Raw genomic sequence first — 16,670 nt, forward strand, 5'->3', positions numbered from 1 at the left:
TCGTTCCCGCTTTTTTATGTCTGGCAGAAAAAGCCAGCCACAAAAAGAGCTCCACTACAACCCCTAACGCTCACGTGTTTTTAAGAAGCATTTGTAACAATTTAAAGTAAAAAGATGAAATTATACAAAATAGCAACCGTTCAATATGTAAATGCCAGCGTTGAAGACTGCTGGGATTTTTTCTCCAGTCCAAAAAACCTGCAGACCATCACGCTTGATAATATGAATTTTACTATCAAGGATTTTGACGACAAGCGAATGTATCATGGACAAATTATAACCTATACCTTAAGACCGCTATTAGGAATCAAGATTTCCTGGGTTACCGAAATTACAGCCTGCAAAGAAAATCACTATTTTATAGACGTTCAACGTTTTGGTCCGTACAAGTTATGGCATCACAAACACTTTTTTGAACGAACATCTGACGGCGGAACTAAAATGACAGATATTGTTCATTATGCGCTCCCACTCGGAATTTTCGGAAGAATAATGAATCGCTTAGTCGTAAAAAACAAACTAAAAACCATTTTTGATTTCAGATACAACAAAATCGAAGAATTATTCAATTCCAAATCACAGCCCAAGATTATTCAAATTAACGCAGAACAAAAGAGCATATAAATTCATTTTAACACATAGAAACATAGTTTTCATTGCGCAGAAAAAGGCGTTTAACTTGCATAAAAACACATAGCAGTACTTTAACCATGTGTTAGAAACTAGTTTCTTTCAATATTCTTCTACAAGAAAAAAAATAGAATCTATGTTTCTATGTGTTTAAAAAAAAAACATAAGCTGAGCAAAAAAATAAACAATGACAAAACAAAAAGTATCCTTTTTCTGGTTTAGACGTGATTTACGTTTAGAAGACAATACTGGATTATTTCACGCTTTACAATCCAATTCCCCAGTAATTCCATTATTTATTTTTGATGAAGACATTCTGGATAATTTACCGAAAAATGATGCGAGAGTTAGCTTTATCTACGATTCACTTCAAAAAATAAATACCGAATTAAACACTTTCGAATCCTCTATTTTAATCAAAAAAGGAAAAACTACAGCAGTTTGGAAATCGCTTTTAGAAGAATTCGATATTCAGAATATATTCTTCAATAAAGATTACGAACCTTTTGCTATCAAACGTGACAATGCAATTTTTTCCCTCTTAAAAGAAAACAAAATCGACGCTTTCTCTTTTAAGGATCATGTTATTTTCGAAGAAAAAGAAATCACAAAAGCTGATGGCCTTCCGTACACTGTTTACACTCCATACAAAAACAAATGGCTTGAGAAGTATCATTTTTCAGGTTCAGCTCCAGAATATGATTCTAGTTCGCTGGTTTCCAAATTTGCGAAAAATCAATTTATATTCCCTGATTTAGCTGAAATTGGTTTTGAGAAAAGCTCCATAAAAGTACTTCCTCACAACTTAACTCAAATTGCGAATTATAAAGAAACTCGTGATTTTCCTGCTTTAGACAGTACGTCTTATCTTTCGCCACATTTACGTTTCGGAACCGTAAGTATTCGTAAATTGGTAAATTGGGCGAGTAAAAAAAATCAGACTTTTTTAAGTGAATTGATCTGGAGAGAATTCTTCATCCAGATTCTGTTTAGTTTCCCAAATTGCGTCAATCACAATTTCAAATCGGCCTATGACGGAATTCAATGGCGAAATAACGAAGAAGATTTCAAACGCTGGTGTTCTGGAAATACAGGTTATCCAATGGTCGATGCCGGAATGCGTCAGCTAAACGAAACAGGCTATATGCACAATCGTGTTCGTATGGTTGTCGCAAGTTTTCTTTGCAAACATTTATTAATCAATTGGCAATGGGGCGAAGCTTATTTTGCAGAAAAATTATTAGATTTTGAACTAGCATCAAATGTCGGAAACTGGCAATGGGCAGCAGGAACCGGTTGCGACGCTGCGCCCTATTTCAGAGTTTTTAATCCCGAAATCCAGCAAAAGAAATTTGACGAAAAAGGCGAATACATCCGTAAATGGATTCCTGAGTTTGATTTTGGTTATGCTGAACCTATGGTCGATCATGCTTTTGCGAGAGATCGTGCGATTTCTACTTACAAGGCGGGAATACTAAAGTAAAATCCCAAGCCCAAAGCAACAGGGCAAATTCCAAATCTCAATTATCATACAATAAAAAATCCCAAACTTTTTTTAAATTTGGGATTTGTTATATTTAAAATTAATTCAAAGAATTTAGATTTTCTTCATTTGTTCTTTCATCATAGAGATTTGCTCTTTCAGCATCCCTTGTTTGTCTAATTTTTTAGCTTCGTTTAATAAATTAGTCGCTTCTAATTTTCTTCTTCGTGACATAGCAACTCCAGCTAAGTTTAATTTAGCTACAGCTAAATCCATATCCATTGATAGTCCAAGTTCGATCGCTTTTTTGAAATGTTTCTCTGCTTGGTTGATATTAGTTTGAGACAACATTATACCTTGTAAGTAATTTAAGTAACCTTGTTGTTTTCTTACTAATGCTCCTTCAGGATTTTTGATATATGACAACCATTTATTTGCACCTTCAAAGTCTTGTTTTCTTAATTTAAGGAAGGCTAAAAGGATAAATTCGTTTTTAAAATAAAGAAAAATTGGAATTGCAGTCAATAAAATAAGAAATATACCATTCCCAATATTACTTTCTGTAAATTGCCAAATGCCAGCAACCACAAGAAGTCCGGCTAAAATTAGTTTAATATTTTTGTGAAACATAATTAATGTAAATTTGTGATTGCAAAGATAGTAAAAGGAATTAAAAATATTTTTATAAAAGTGCTTGCCAGAAAAAAAAGTCTTTGTATATTTGCACTCGGTTTTTGAACAACGATATCCAAAACCAAATAAACGAGTTAATAGATACCATTTTTAAAGATACAAAGCAATGAGCAAAAGAACATTTCAACCATCGAAAAGAAAAAGAAGAAATAAGCACGGATTTATGGACAGAATGGCTTCTGCGAATGGAAGAAAAGTTCTAGCGCGTAGAAGAGCAAAAGGAAGACATAAATTAACTGTTTCTAGCGAGCCTAGACACAAAAAATAATGTTTGTATAAACATACATAAGGCGATTACTTTTTTAGTATCGCCTTTTTTTATACCTTGTCGGTAAAAAATTTCGCAACATTCTAGTTTAGAATAGACTACGAATGTTTTTTTAAAGTACTTTATATAACTACACAATACAAAAAAAATGCCTAAAGACACATCAATTAAATCCGTTTTAATAATAGGTTCAGGACCTATTGTTATTGGTCAAGCTTGCGAATTCGATTATGCAGGATCTCAATCTGCACGTTCGATTCGTGAAGAAGGAATTGAAGTTATCTTGATTAACTCAAATCCAGCAACAATTATGACCGACCCATCTATGGCCGATCATATTTACTTAAAACCTTTAACTACAAAATCGATTATTGAAATTCTTAAGGAACATCCACAAATTGACGCTGTTTTACCTACAATGGGAGGACAAACAGCTTTGAACTTGTGTTTGGAAGCTGAGGAGAAAGGAATCTGGCAGGATTTCGGAGTAAGATTAATCGGTGTTGATGTTAACGCAATTAATATTACTGAGGACAGAGAGCAATTTAAACAGCTTTTAGAGAGAATTAATGTACCAACGGCACCTGCAAAAACGGCTACTTCTTACTTAGAAGGAAAAGAAATTGCTCAAGAATTTGGTTTCCCACTTGTAATTCGTCCTTCGTTTACACTTGGAGGAACTGGAGCAGCTGTGGTGTACAAAAAAGAAGATTTTGATGAGCTTTTAACAAGAGGTCTTGAAGCTTCTCCAATTCACGAAGTTTTGATCGACAAAGCTTTGATGGGATGGAAAGAATACGAGTTAGAACTTTTAAGAGATAAAAATGATAATGTTGTAATTATCTGTTCTATTGAAAATATGGATCCAATGGGAATCCATACTGGAGATTCGATCACGGTTGCACCTGCAATGACATTATCGGATACCACTTTCCAAAAATTACGCGACTACGCTATCTTAATGATGAGAAGTATCGGGAATTTTGCGGGAGGATGTAACGTACAGTTCGCAGTTTCGCCAGACGAAAAAGAAGATATCGTAGCGATCGAGATCAACCCTCGTGTATCTCGTTCTTCTGCTTTAGCATCAAAAGCAACTGGATATCCAATTGCTAAAATTGCTTCTAAACTGGCTTTAGGATACAACTTAGATGAATTACAAAACCAAATTACAAAATCGACTTCAGCCCTTTTCGAACCAACTTTAGATTATGTAATCGTAAAAATCCCACGCTGGAACTTTGATAAATTTGAAGGTTCAGACAGAACTTTAGGCCTTCAGATGAAATCTGTTGGGGAGGTTATGGGAATCGGACGTTCTTTCCAAGAAGCACTTCACAAAGCAACTCAATCTTTAGAGATTAAGAGAAATGGTTTAGGAGCTGACGGAAAAGGATACAAAAATTACGAACAAATTATCGAGAAACTAACTTATGCAAGCTGGGATCGTGTTTTCGTAATTTATGATGCAATCGCAATGGGAATTCCATTGAGCACTATTCACGAAATTACAAGAATCGATATGTGGTTCTTGAAACAATACGAAGAGCTTTATACTTTAGAGAAAGAAATTTCAAACTATAAAGTTTCTGATCTTCCAAAAGAATTATTGCTTGAGGCGAAACAAAAAGGTTTTGCAGACAGACAAATCGCCCACATGATGAGCTGTCTGGAAAGTGAAGTACACACTTTACGTATGAACATGAACATCAACCGTGTGTTTAAACTGGTTGATACTTGTGCGGCTGAGTTTAAAGCAAAAACACCATATTACTACTCAACTTTTGAGGCTGAAATTGAAAAAGCAAACGGAGAACGTTTTGTAGATAACGAAAGTATCGTAACAGATAAAAAGAAAGTAATTGTTTTAGGTTCTGGCCCAAACAGAATTGGACAAGGAATCGAATTTGACTACTCTTGTGTGCACGGAGTTTTAGCAGCTAAAGAATGCGGTTATGAAACGATCATGATTAACTGTAATCCTGAAACGGTTTCTACAGATTTCGATACGGCTGATAAATTATACTTCGAACCAGTATTTTGGGAGCATATTTATGACATCATCCAACACGAGAAACCAGAAGGTGTAATCGTGCAGTTAGGTGGTCAAACAGCGCTTAAACTAGCAGATAAATTATCTAAATACGGTGTAAAAATTATCGGAACTAGTTTCGACGCACTTGATTTAGCAGAAGACAGAGGACGTTTCTCTGACTTATTAACAGAGTTAAACATTCCTTTCCCAAGATTCGGAATTGCTGAAACAGCTGACGAAGCTTCAAAATTAGCGGATACTTTAGATTTCCCACTTTTAATTCGTCCTTCTTATGTATTAGGAGGTCAGGGAATGAAGATTGTAATCAACAAAAAAGAATTAGAAGAGCACGTTATCGATTTGTTGAAAGCCATTCCAGGAAACAAATTACTTTTAGACCATTACTTAGCTGGAGCTATCGAAGCTGAGGCTGATGCAATCTGTGATGCAGATGGAAATGTTTACATCATCGGAATTATGGAACACATCGAACCTTGTGGAGTTCACTCTGGAGATAGTAACGCAACATTGCCTCCTTTCAACTTAGGAGAGTTTGTAATGCAACAAATTAAAGATCATACGCATAAAATTGCAAGAGCTTTAAAAACAGTTGGTTTAATCAACATTCAGTTTGCAATTAAAGACGATACAGTTTACATTATCGAAGCAAATCCAAGAGCTTCTAGAACGGTTCCGTTCATTGCAAAAGCTTATGGTGAGCCTTATGTAAACTACGCTACAAAAGTAATGTTAGGTCACAACAAAGTGACAGATTTCGATTTCAATCCACAATTAAAAGGATATGCAATCAAACAGCCGGTTTTCTCTTTCAGCAAATTCCCGAACGTAAACAAAGCGTTAGGACCAGAAATGAAATCAACAGGAGAAAGCATCTTATTTATTGATGACTTAAAAGATGATCAATTCTACGAATTGTACTCTAGAAGAAAAATGTATTTGAGTAAATAATCTCAGATTCTATTATATAAAAAAGCTCCAATTTTCATTGGAGCTTTTCTTTTAGCGTCATATCTTGTCTTTATTTAAGTAAAATTGCAGATTTTGTTTATGCCTCTCAATTTTAGGATATTCAAGTATTAATTTTTCTGTGCAATTTTTTCCTTCACTAAAAAAACCAAGATAATAAGCATGTATGCTAATAATCTCTACAGGACCATTTCCTCCATTGGCATTCTTATCAATAAACAATACATCGTCTTTAGTTGAAGTTACTTTAATTGCTAATGAAGCATACATATAAGCTCTGACGTGATTGTCTTTTTTGTTATAATATTCAGCCAATTGAAAAACAGGTTCTGCTCTCCATGGGCGTTCTTGAAAAGCTTCTAAAAGAACATCTTCTGCATCTTTTATAGAAGATAGTTTTAACAGACATAAACCCCATTTGTATTTAGCATACCAACGTTCTTCTTCCCAGCCATTCATTGCAGTCCTAGCTTCGTAATATTGTTTTGCGCTATCATAATTACCAATATCAAAATAAGAATTGGCTAAATAAAATACATGTCTTGGATTTTCGGGTTCTGATTCAACTGCCATAGTTAAAAGTTTTACATCTCTCTCAAACTTGTCAATTTTAGAACCGCCGTCACCTATATCATGAATTTTTAATAGTTCAAAAGAAGTATTTTCCGAATTGTTGATATCTAAAAACTCATGTGTAGGCCCTATATATTGCATTTGAACATCAGAACGTACTAAACGAATATTGTAATACTCAAAAGTACTGTCATGAAATTGCTTGATATTGTATGCAAGAGCAGTTAATTTATTTTTACTAAAGGAAGGCTCAACTATTAACTGCATATCTGCATCTAAAAACAGAAAATACCAGTCATCTGCTTTGTTGTTATAAAAGTTTAGATATTCTTTTGCGTAATTAATGGCGTTTGTTCTATTAACTCCAAAATTTACCCATCTATCCTGAAATACCTTACATTGTATATTTTTAGAGTTTGCCCAATCTTCTATAATTTTAATGGTATCATCTGTTGAGCCTGTATCGCATATCACGATTGCATCTACAATATTTGCTACTGAATTTAAAAGACGAGTTATGATTTGTCCCTCGTTTTTAACTATCATATTTAAAAGAATTTTCGCCATAACCAACACATAAAATATACTTAATCAAGCAATTAAAAAATTACATAAAATTTAAACCAATAATAAAAGGTTTTTCAAAACCATGCAAATATAAGTAAAGTATTACAATTTAATTATTTTAAATTCAAAAAAATAGGTGATAACGATTTTATTTTTATGCTAAGTGAAAAAGTATTTGAGTAAATAATCTCAGATTTTATTATAAAAGAAAAGCTCCAATTTTTCATTGGAGTTTTTTTTGGTTAAGTTTTTTTTTCTAATTTATTTTATTGCTTTAATAATTTGCGTTAAAGTATTCCTTATTTTTCATTTCAATTTCTTTAAATTCTTAAAAAGTTTATCTTTTAATTTTGAAGAAAAGGCTTTGTAAATACACCACATTATTAATGAGATAATTGATAACAGAATAACAAAAAAATAATTAGAAGTTTGATTTGAAAACAAATTATTTCCAAATAACAAATCGAAGATTATCAGGTTTTTATTGTTTTTAAAATATTCAAATAGTAATATGAGTACATTTAGATTTAGTAATATGATACTTAGGGAAATATATTCAGATACATATTTGATTGTTTTTAATATATGTTCCGAGTGCTTTTTTAAATTTAAGTTAAGATCTATTTTTTTCCAGTTAGTCCAAAATTTCAGATAATAATAAGTGATAATGACATAATATAGATAATTAATAAAAGTAAGAGAGAAATTATTGCGTTCCATATTTTTATTGTGAATTATTATCACAGAAGCTAATAAAACAGAAAACTCTAAAACACTAATAATTAGTATTTTTTTCATAACCGATTTGGATGGCAATTTTAAGATTTTCTCTATATCGTAAAATTCAAAATTAAATTCATTCCAGTTTTTTTTAAATTGTATAAAATTGGATTTCATAAATGCACTTTTATTAAATTAGTGCGTTTTTTCTTTATTTTGTTACAATTTAGCATCCATAAAAAAAGAATTTTCTCTCTTTTTTTATATTTTAAGCTTATTCGAAGTATATTTTTAATAAAAAAAGCTCCAATAAAAATTGGAGCTTTTATATTTAAATCAGCTAAAATTATTCGTTTTGACCAAAGTTCATATTATCCCTAGTATTTTTCTGTACCGAAATAGCACCAAACAGGGCCAATAAGAAGGCAAATGCATAGAACCCTTTTTCACTTGGAAGAATCGTGGCATTCCAAAGACCAACTACTAAAAGTACGATTGAAAGCAAAGTTCCAAACCAGCATATTCCGTAATAAATATCAGTTACTGGAAGTTTTTCAAGTCTATCCCTAACACTTTTTTGAAGCGAAACTACAGCGAAAAGACCGAACATTAGAACAGTAAAATAATATCCTTTTTCATTTAAAAGCATTTCAGCTCTGGCAAGTCCAACAATAAATCCGATTGTTCCTGCTCCAAGAGCAACCCAAGATGCCGCGATAAAGGCATTTGACGTTTTTTGTATCATATTAATTCTGGTTTAATTAGGTTTTGAGATTTGATTTTTTGGCTTATAGAGAATCTCATTTTGTAAATGTAATTATTTTTGGCTAACAGTAAAATAAAAGAGGTACTTAATTAGTACGTATAAACTTTCTTTTTCTATTCGTGTTTTGAGCAGAAAAAAATTAATTCAAAACTTCTATAGCCTTTTGAATAAGAGGGTCTACTTTGTTCTCAATATCTTGTTTAGAGTTTTTCATTTCGATTTTTACAGGGACTCCAACATCTTCCAATAATTTCTTATCGGTAGAATAATATCTTTGGTTGGAAAGCGTAAATAAAATGTTTTTTGAAAGTTTTCCATCAAACATATCAGACATCATTCCAGAAGTATTGGTTCCGATTGTAGTAACATTAGCCTGTTGATACAATGAAATAGTAAAATCTTCAGCCGAACTTGCCGTTTTATCATTGGTTAAAATAACGATTGGTTTTAAATATTGAACTTCGTTATTAGGTTCAATATAAATTGGCTTTTGGACAGAGAAGTTATTGTAATCTCCTTTTTCTTTTATCGATTTATAATGCGTAAGTCTCTTTTCTGACACAAATCTTTTGGCTAGAAGTTCTCCTGCATGACCACCTCCATTTGCTCTTAAATCAATAATAATCCCTTTTGTATCTGCGAAAGATTTTAAAATGCTGTCAAATAGAGTAAGCATTAAATTGATATCTTGTTTTTCTTTTTTATCATCAAAAAGACTTTCGAGAGTTCCAAAACATCTTGATATTCGAATAAATCCTAAATCTTTACTTTTACAACTATTGTACAAATAGACATTATTAAATAAAGGACCACTTCCTTCCATTTTCGAAAATCCGTCTTTTTCTAAAGTATTCAAACTGGTTTCCCATAATTGTTTTTGAATTCCTTTAAATTCTTCTAAAAAAGGAGACTGTTTTTTGTATTTATAAATTACTTCTTCGCCTTTTAAAATAGTAATGTGTCCATCTTGTAACGGAGACACCATTTCCTCCAATATTTTCAAGAGTTCTTTTTCTGTTGTCTCTTTAGTAACCTGAGGCCTGTATTTTTTATAACTTTCCTCCCAATCTACTTTTTTAAGATCAAAAAAAGCATAATTATTTTTAAAAGTAGTCCAGAAAGTTTCAAAATCCTGTTCAGGACGACTGAGTTTTTTTGAGTTTTGGCTGTAAAAACTTAAAGAAAACAATAACATAACGATTAATAGAAAATAGATTTTTTTCATAAGAACAATATTGATTATTTATTCATTTTCGATTGATTAATAACACCTTAAAGATATGATCAAAAATAAGAAAAGCTCCGTAACTGGAGCTTTCTTAAGTTTAATAAAGTAAGATTTTTTTATTTTTTCAGCAATTGTTCTAATGGTTTTAACTGTTCCATATCTATTTTAGATTGCTGTAAAACAGACATTAGAGTCATGATATTATTTGGATTCATATTTTCGCCTAAAACCCTAACTACAGCAAATCCATTTTCTTTTCTGTTGGCAAAAATCACAAACTCTTTAATATTGTCATCACTTCCAACGTAACTTACAGAAGCACCATCTTTACCAGATCCAAACTTCATTAATTCTTGATATTTCGGGTCTTTTAGAATCGCTTTTACTTTGTTTCTTTCTGTTTCAAACAGTGATTGATTACTTTTATCTGCTTTAAAAGCTAGAATATTCATTTTATCAAAAGAATTTAAAGCTTCATTTTGTTCGGCAGATAGCTTTGCTTTATCAACATTTAAAATAGTCGGCGAAACATCTAAAGCGATAAAATCTTTTTTCTCCGAATTCTCTACAAAATATTTTTGAAGTGAAGGTTCAGAATTGCAACTTACTAAAGTCAGCAATAAGCATAGAATCGAGGTAAAAACAGTTGCTTTCATGTTATTTTTTGTTTTTAGAAGCTTTCTTTAAGTCCGTACCGCCAGGAAGCTGCATTTTATCTGTTAATACTGAAATCTCGTTCAAGTCAAAATTACCTGTAAGAGATAATAAAACAGTTTCGTCATTTTTTGCACCGTCAACAAACATTAATAATTCTTTAATTTGTGTATCGGTTGCGCCAGATTTTACCATTATTTTGACATTTTTACCACTGTCGTTTACTCTCATTAATTCTTCAAGACCAGCAGTTTTAATGTATTTATCGGCAGAAGCTTTCATGTCTGCTTCAATTTTTGGATTTTTAGTAGTAAATACTTTTAAGTAGTCCAGTTTTTTAATAAGTGAAATATACTGCTGTGTTTCCTTGTCAGAAGCATCAACTTTTACTTTACTCATTAAATCGAACATTTTTTTGTTTACAATTACAGAAGTTACATCGTCTTGACCATCAAATTTGTCAAAAGCACCTTGTGCATAAAAAACGCTTGTTACGAATGTGAATACTAATGTTATAATGAAATTTCTCATGATTATTTTTGTTTAATTACTGTTTAAAAATTTTGTTTTTTGATTGTTCATATTCGTTAATGTACTGTACACTTTCAATACCTACATTAACATTGTTTGATAATAAAGCCAAAGCCTTTTGAGTTGCTTTTAGGGCTTCTTCGGGATCATCGTAGGTTCCTAATTCTGTTTGCGAAGCTACTGCAGTAGTATCATTTTTTTCGTTCACAAAAAAGTAGGTTCCAATTCCCAGCAAAACAACAGCTGAAGCTGCAATCGATAACCACGCCACATTTCGTTTTTTGTCCCGAGGCTTCGGGAGTGGAATCTCATACGTCGATTTCTGTTCTTTTGCTTGAGAGAAATATCCAAACATTGGTTTGTACTGCTCCAAATGCTGCGCAACATTTGATGAAGAAAAGTATTCTTTTAATTGATTTTCTTCAGCAATAGAAGTTTCTCCCTGAAAGTATTTTTCTAATATATCTTCTATTTTATTTAGTTCCATAAAGGTGTGTATTAATCATTGATTCTCTAATTTTTTTTCTTGCTCTTGAAAGCGCCACTCGTATAGCCGTTTCGTTCATATTGACGATTTTAGCTATTTCATCAAATTCATATTGTTCAACATCCCGAAGCTGAATTAACAATTGTAATTGTTCCGGCATTTGGTTTATTATTTTTTCAACCCATTCTAAACTGTCTTCATCTTCAATTTTTTTATCTAATCTGGGCTCTCTGTCTGTAAAATTATTATGAACGATCTGGAGATTACTGGCTCTTTTAGATTTTAATTGATCCAGACAATAATTTTTAGTCATTGTCATGGCCATGGCTTCAACACTATTGTAACTTTCCAGACTTTCTTTTTTGTTCCATAATTTTACCATTACCTCCTGAGTTGCATCTTCAGCTTCCTCGGTGCTTGTAAGCAATCTTTTTGCCAGACGAAAAACTTTGTCTTTAAAAGGATTTATCAATTCTATAAATACAACTTGGTTCATTAATCTGATGGTTAATCGTTAGCTTATATAGTCAAGACGAGGCACAATTATATTTGTTACAACAAAAAAATATTTTTTTTTTACGTAAAAAAATACTGCTTTTTAACGAAGCTAAAACTAAAGATACTACTTTTACGTTTATTCTATTATAGAAACTTAAACGATATGAAAACACCTTTAAAAAGTATTCTTTTTCTTTTTTTGCTAGTTTTTTCTTTGCAATCCTGTGAAGATAATGATGATGTTGCGGCTCCGGCAGACGTACAGGTTAATAGTTTTATCTGGAGAGGTTTAAATGAAGTTTATCTATGGCAGGCTGATGTACCTAATCTAGCAGATGGACGTAATCTTAAATCTGATTTCAATTCTTTTTTAAGAGGATATTCTAAACCAGAAGATTTGTTTGAAGATTTATTATATAAACCAGAAAGTAAATATCCAAATGGTGATGCTGTCGATCGTTTTAGCTGGATTGTTAACGATTATACTGTTTTAGAGCAAGAATTAAGCGGTATTACAAAAAATAATGGAGTTGATTTTAGATTAAGCCTTATTGCTTCAGGTTCAAATGATGTCTTTGGTTACGTTCGTTATATTATACCAAATTCTGATGCTTCAACAAAAGCCATTAAACGTGGTGATATATTTACAAGTGTAAACGGTACGAAACTGACAGTGTCTAATTATCAGGCATTACTATTAAATCAGGATAGTTATACTCTGAACTTGGCAGATTATAATGGAAGTACTTTTGTTTTAAACGGAAAATCAGTGTCTTTAACTAAAACAGTTTTAGAAGAGAATCCAATTTTTATTAATAAAGTAATTCCTTCCGGAAGTCATAAAATTGGTTATTTGATGTATAATGGTTTTTATGATGAGTATGATGATAAATTAAACCAGGCTTTTGGCGAATTAAAAGCACAAGGCGCTACCGATTTAGTTTTAGATCTTCGTTATAATGGAGGCGGCGCTATTTCATCAGCTGCTAAATTAGCGAGTATGATTACAGGGCAGTTTGATACTCAGATTTTTTCGAAAATGACGTTTAATGCCAAACAAATGCAAGGTTTGTCTGATGCTGATCTAGAAAGTTTAAACGTAAGATTTGTTAAAAATTTAAACAGTTTAAACATGAGTACTGTTTATATCATAACCACTGCAAGTACAGCCTCTGCCAGCGAATTAATCATTAACGGACTGAAACCTTATATCAATGTAGTGCAAATTGGAGAAACGACCACGGGTAAAAACGTAGGTTCGTTTACGGTTTATGATTCAGAAACTCTGACTACAAAAAAAGGGATAAACCCAAATCACAAATATGCCATGCAACCTTTGGTTTTAAAAATTACAAATTCTGTTAATTTTGGTGATTATACACAAGGTTTGCAACCAACATATCAGCAATCCGAAAAAATATCGACTTATGGAATTTTAGGAGATGCATCTGAGCCATTATTAAGTCTTGCTATTTCAAAAATTACAGGAGCAACGGCTAAGAATATTCCTCTTGATTCAGAACCTGATCGTCCATACCTAACAGATTCTAAAATTATTAATGGATTGAAACATGGTATGTATCTTAAAACTGCACCAAAAGTGTTTTAATAAATTCTAAATACAAAAAAAGGCTTTCAGAAATGAAAGCCTTTTTTAATCCAAAAATATAATCTAATTCTAATTATTAGAGTAGAAACCGTTTGGTCCTAGACCAGCAGTTACTGTTTTTAACACTGCACCCGTTGAAGAATATACCGTAACAGTTCCGTCTGCAGTAAATCCGTTAGCAGCTCCTGAATAAATTTTTCCATCAATAACACCAAAACCATAAAAAGTTGACCAGTCGTTGTCTGCTACAGAAAACAAAGCTTTGTCTGAAAAAGCCGTAGCAGATAAATTCATTGCATAAACTCCTAAACCTTGAGTATAATAGATTTTGTCTCCATCAATATCCATATTCAAAGCTCCTTTTATAGTAGTCGATTCTATAGATGTTGCAGTATCAGTAGAAGTATTGATTTTAAATAATTTACTTTTTGTACTATTTCCAGCTAATACATAAACAGTTCCATTATTTGCTTCAATAGAATTAATTCCATTTTCAAGAGTAAGAGTTGTAGTTACCGCATTAGTAGACGGATTGATAACTGTTACTTCACTTCCGCTTCCATAAGCAGCGTTTGTCACATATAATTTTCCGTTTGCAGTTACAATTTTTTCAGAAGTTTTGCCAATTGAAATTGAATTTAAGTATGCATAAGTTTTAGCATCATAAACAGTTACCGCTTTAGAAATTGCATTCGTTACATACAATTTGTCATTTAAAACAACACTGTAACGCGGATTTTCAAGTTTTTCAGTAATTGTTCCAAGACTTTTAAGCGTGTAACGGTTCACTACCTCTACTTCATTAGAATTGTTTACCACAATAAAGGCTTTGTCATTGCTAAAGCTTAGAGATTGTGCTACATCCCCCAAAACAGCAGTTGGATTAACTACTTTAAAAATATCATTTTGAAAAGTAGCTAAGTCATTTGAAAGGTAAGACACAGAAGCATTGACATCCTTAAAGTTTCCTTCATTCAAAATAAGTACGCCGTTGTCATATGCCCCTAACGGAACATCATTATTATCATCATTATCACTGCTACAAGATGCAAACAGAAAAGCAGATGCTATAATTCCTAAATAAAGATTTTTTAGTTTCATGTTATTAATAATTAAGGTTTAAATAAATGGTTAAATTTCGTCCTGGCATAAAGCGATTAGGAAGCGCTTCATACTTTTCATTCCAAAGATTAGCGGCTTTGACTCCCAGTTTGAAAATATTTTTTTTACTAAAATTATAATCAACTCCTATGTTAGAAACATTGTAAGCGTCAAGTATATATTTTGGATTATTGTCTGATGTTGTAAAAACTTCTCCCGTAAACATAATTTGATAATAGGCTGAAAGTTTTTTGTAGTAATAAGATGCTGCACCTGTCATTTTATGGTAGGGAACATAAAAAAGCTGCTTGTCTGTTTTATCGTTTAATGAAACGGTATAAGCATAAGTTCCATTAAAATCAAATGTATGTTTGTTGAAGCTTTTTCTCCATCCCAAAAGTGCTTCGGCACCATAGATAGTGACTCTATCTGTGTTTTCTGGGATCCAATTTCCTGAACTATTGGGCAGCCATCGAATCATATCCTTAATTTTCATTCCGTAAGCTGTAACCGTCAGCCGAAGATCTTTGTATTTAAATTCATTTCCTATTTCTGCCTGAAAAGAACTTTCTGGTTTTAAATCAGGATTACCGCTTCCTTCCCAATACAAATCATTAAATGTTGGAATTCTGAAGTTTCTAGAAAAATTAAACTTAAGCTTATAGAAATCTGAGAAATTATATCGAGAACCAACCGAAAAAAGGACAGGACTTTTGTAAGCATCTGAAACCTCTTTTCGAGCGCTCATTTCATAATTCCATTTATCTGTCAGTGTATGTTTCCATAACAAGCTAGCACCTGCAATTTCGCGTATGCTTTGGCCAATTCCAGATCCATTTCCATCATTTCTGGTGTAATCTAAAATGGTGCTTATTTTCATTTTAGCAGATATTGTGTAATCTAGATCATACTTTCCTATAAAGCTTTTTACACCTCCAGAAGTATGTACGTCTCTATTAATATCTTCAAAATAATTATAATGTTCACTAATATAAGCAAGCTTTAAATTAGAGTCAAATTTGGTAAAGGAACTGCTCCAAGTCAATAAATTTCGAGTATTATAATCTTGGTATTTGGTTTTGGTTTCATTTGGTGAAGTGAGCGAAAAATGCCTTTCGCCATCAAATATTTCGCTGTAAAATTTGATACTGTTTTTATCATTTATTTTGTAACCTATTGCAGCATCAAGAGTGTTATTGTAGTATTGACCATTTTTATTCCATACTTCTTGCCCCACAAATTTAAAATCGTTGTCAGAGCTGTTTCTGGTAAAACTTGCATCAAAACTCCATTTTTTAGTTCCCGCTGTAATACCGTAAACAGCACTTAAAGTATTAAACTCTCCATAATAGATTTGGAAATCATTTTTGAATGTATCTGTAAATTTCAGATCATTATTTAAATGAATTGTTCCTCCAATGGCACCGCTTCCATACACAACACTTCCTCCGCCGGCTTTTACATCTATTGAATTAAAGCCACGTGTCGAAATGGTATTGAAATCTGCTTGTCCTAATAATTGAGAGTTTACATTTATACCGTTCCAAACCACTACAGTTTGCTGCGAAGTTGTTCCTCTGAAAGAAGGAGCAGAAGTCATTCCTAATCCATTTTCTTTAAAATATAATACAGTATTGTAATTTAAAAGTGAAGTTAATGAAGATTGGTTTTTGCTTATGATAGAATCATTCAAACGTTGAATCGACTGTGTATTCGAGAAATTTTTAAGATTTGAATCGGAAACGACAACTTCTTTCAATTTGTTAATAGAATCGTTCTGCGCCAAAGTAATCTGGCACAACAATAGAAAACAAAAAACAAACCTTAATTTTATAGTCAT

16 protein-coding genes are annotated in these 16,670 nt (G+C 32.1%); 5 read left to right on the forward strand and 11 right to left on the reverse strand.

Going from position 1 to position 16,670, the window contains the following annotated elements; genetic code table 11:
- Positions 1–114 precede the first annotated feature (114 nt).
- A complete protein-coding gene (locus P2W65_RS00330) occupies positions 115–624 on the forward strand; it encodes an SRPBCC family protein (RefSeq protein ID WP_289662661.1) in 510 nt (169 codons plus the stop codon).
- Between the two features lie 193 nt (positions 625–817).
- A complete protein-coding gene (locus P2W65_RS00335; protein WP_289662663.1) occupies positions 818–2,113 on the forward strand; it encodes a cryptochrome/photolyase family protein in 1,296 nt (431 codons plus the stop codon).
- Between the two features lie 114 nt (positions 2,114–2,227).
- Here the strand turns inward: P2W65_RS00335 and P2W65_RS00340 are convergent, their stop codons facing one another.
- Positions 2,228–2,743, reverse strand: coding sequence for a hypothetical protein (locus P2W65_RS00340; protein ID WP_011921618.1), 516 nt, complete (start codon positions 2,741–2,743; stop codon positions 2,228–2,230).
- A 169-nt stretch (positions 2,744–2,912) separates the two neighbouring features.
- Between P2W65_RS00340 and rpmH the strand changes: the two genes are divergently transcribed.
- Positions 2,913–3,074 carry a 50S ribosomal protein L34 gene (gene rpmH, locus P2W65_RS00345; RefSeq protein ID WP_008464848.1) on the forward strand — a complete coding sequence of 54 codons (162 nt, stop codon included), beginning with the start codon at positions 2,913–2,915 and terminating at the stop codon, positions 3,072–3,074.
- A 148-nt stretch (positions 3,075–3,222) separates the two neighbouring features.
- Complete coding sequence (gene carB / locus P2W65_RS00350) at positions 3,223–6,078, forward strand: carbamoyl-phosphate synthase large subunit (protein WP_289662694.1); 2,856 nt, start codon at positions 3,223–3,225, stop codon at positions 6,076–6,078.
- Between the two features lie 57 nt (positions 6,079–6,135).
- Here the strand turns inward: carB and P2W65_RS00355 are convergent, their stop codons facing one another.
- From P2W65_RS00355 to P2W65_RS00385, 8 genes are all read right to left on the reverse strand, one after another.
- Complete coding sequence (locus P2W65_RS00355; RefSeq protein ID WP_289662696.1) at positions 6,136–7,215, reverse strand: glycosyltransferase; 1,080 nt, start codon at positions 7,213–7,215, stop codon at positions 6,136–6,138.
- A 327-nt stretch (positions 7,216–7,542) separates the two neighbouring features.
- The gene (locus P2W65_RS25455; RefSeq protein WP_491844603.1) at positions 7,543–8,133 is read right to left on the reverse strand and encodes a DUF8845 family protein; all 591 of its coding nucleotides are present in this window, start codon (positions 8,131–8,133) and stop codon (positions 7,543–7,545) included.
- Positions 8,134–8,302: 169 nt separating this feature from the next.
- The gene (gene yiaA / locus P2W65_RS00360) at positions 8,303–8,701 is read right to left on the reverse strand and encodes an inner membrane protein YiaA (RefSeq protein WP_111424582.1); all 399 of its coding nucleotides are present in this window, start codon (positions 8,699–8,701) and stop codon (positions 8,303–8,305) included.
- 160 nt (positions 8,702–8,861) lie between these two features.
- A complete protein-coding gene (locus P2W65_RS00365; RefSeq protein ID WP_289662700.1) occupies positions 8,862–9,947 on the reverse strand; it encodes a S41 family peptidase in 1,086 nt (361 codons plus the stop codon).
- A gap of 119 nt (positions 9,948–10,066) precedes the next feature.
- On the reverse strand, positions 10,067–10,606 hold the full coding sequence (locus tag P2W65_RS00370; protein ID WP_289662702.1) for a GFO_1091 family lipoprotein: 540 nt from the start codon (positions 10,604–10,606) through the stop codon (positions 10,067–10,069).
- A 1-nt stretch (position 10,607) separates the two neighbouring features.
- Positions 10,608–11,135, reverse strand: coding sequence for a GFO_1090 family protein (locus tag P2W65_RS00375; RefSeq protein ID WP_289662704.1), 528 nt, complete (start codon positions 11,133–11,135; stop codon positions 10,608–10,610).
- A 16-nt stretch (positions 11,136–11,151) separates the two neighbouring features.
- The gene (locus P2W65_RS00380; RefSeq protein ID WP_289662706.1) at positions 11,152–11,622 is read right to left on the reverse strand and encodes a PG0215 family putative anti-sigma factor; all 471 of its coding nucleotides are present in this window, start codon (positions 11,620–11,622) and stop codon (positions 11,152–11,154) included.
- Positions 11,609–12,118, reverse strand: a complete 510-nt coding sequence (locus P2W65_RS00385; protein WP_289662708.1) for a GFO_1088 family ECF-type sigma factor — start codon at positions 12,116–12,118, stop codon at positions 11,609–11,611. The genes P2W65_RS00380 and P2W65_RS00385 overlap by 14 nt, the downstream gene beginning before the upstream one ends.
- Before the next feature lie 165 nt (positions 12,119–12,283).
- On the opposite strand from P2W65_RS00385, the gene P2W65_RS00390 reads away from it, so the two are divergent.
- Entirely contained in the window at positions 12,284–13,729 is a 1,446-nt protein-coding gene (locus P2W65_RS00390) for a GFO_1087 family putative carboxy terminal peptidase (RefSeq protein ID WP_289662710.1), read from the forward strand.
- A 69-nt stretch (positions 13,730–13,798) separates the two neighbouring features.
- On the opposite strand, the gene P2W65_RS00395 is transcribed toward P2W65_RS00390, so the two are convergent.
- Both P2W65_RS00395 and P2W65_RS00400 read right to left on the reverse strand, forming a co-directional pair.
- Positions 13,799–14,830: a YncE family protein gene (locus tag P2W65_RS00395; RefSeq protein ID WP_289662712.1), complete on the reverse strand. Its 1,032-nt coding sequence runs from the start codon at positions 14,828–14,830 to the stop codon at positions 13,799–13,801.
- A gap of 4 nt (positions 14,831–14,834) precedes the next feature.
- On the reverse strand, positions 14,835–16,670 hold the full coding sequence (locus P2W65_RS00400) for a TonB-dependent receptor plug domain-containing protein (protein WP_289662714.1): 1,836 nt from the start codon (positions 16,668–16,670) through the stop codon (positions 14,835–14,837).

The organism is Flavobacterium panacagri, assembly GCF_030378165.1.
Lineage (GTDB): Bacteria > Bacteroidota > Bacteroidia > Flavobacteriales > Flavobacteriaceae > Flavobacterium > Flavobacterium panacagri.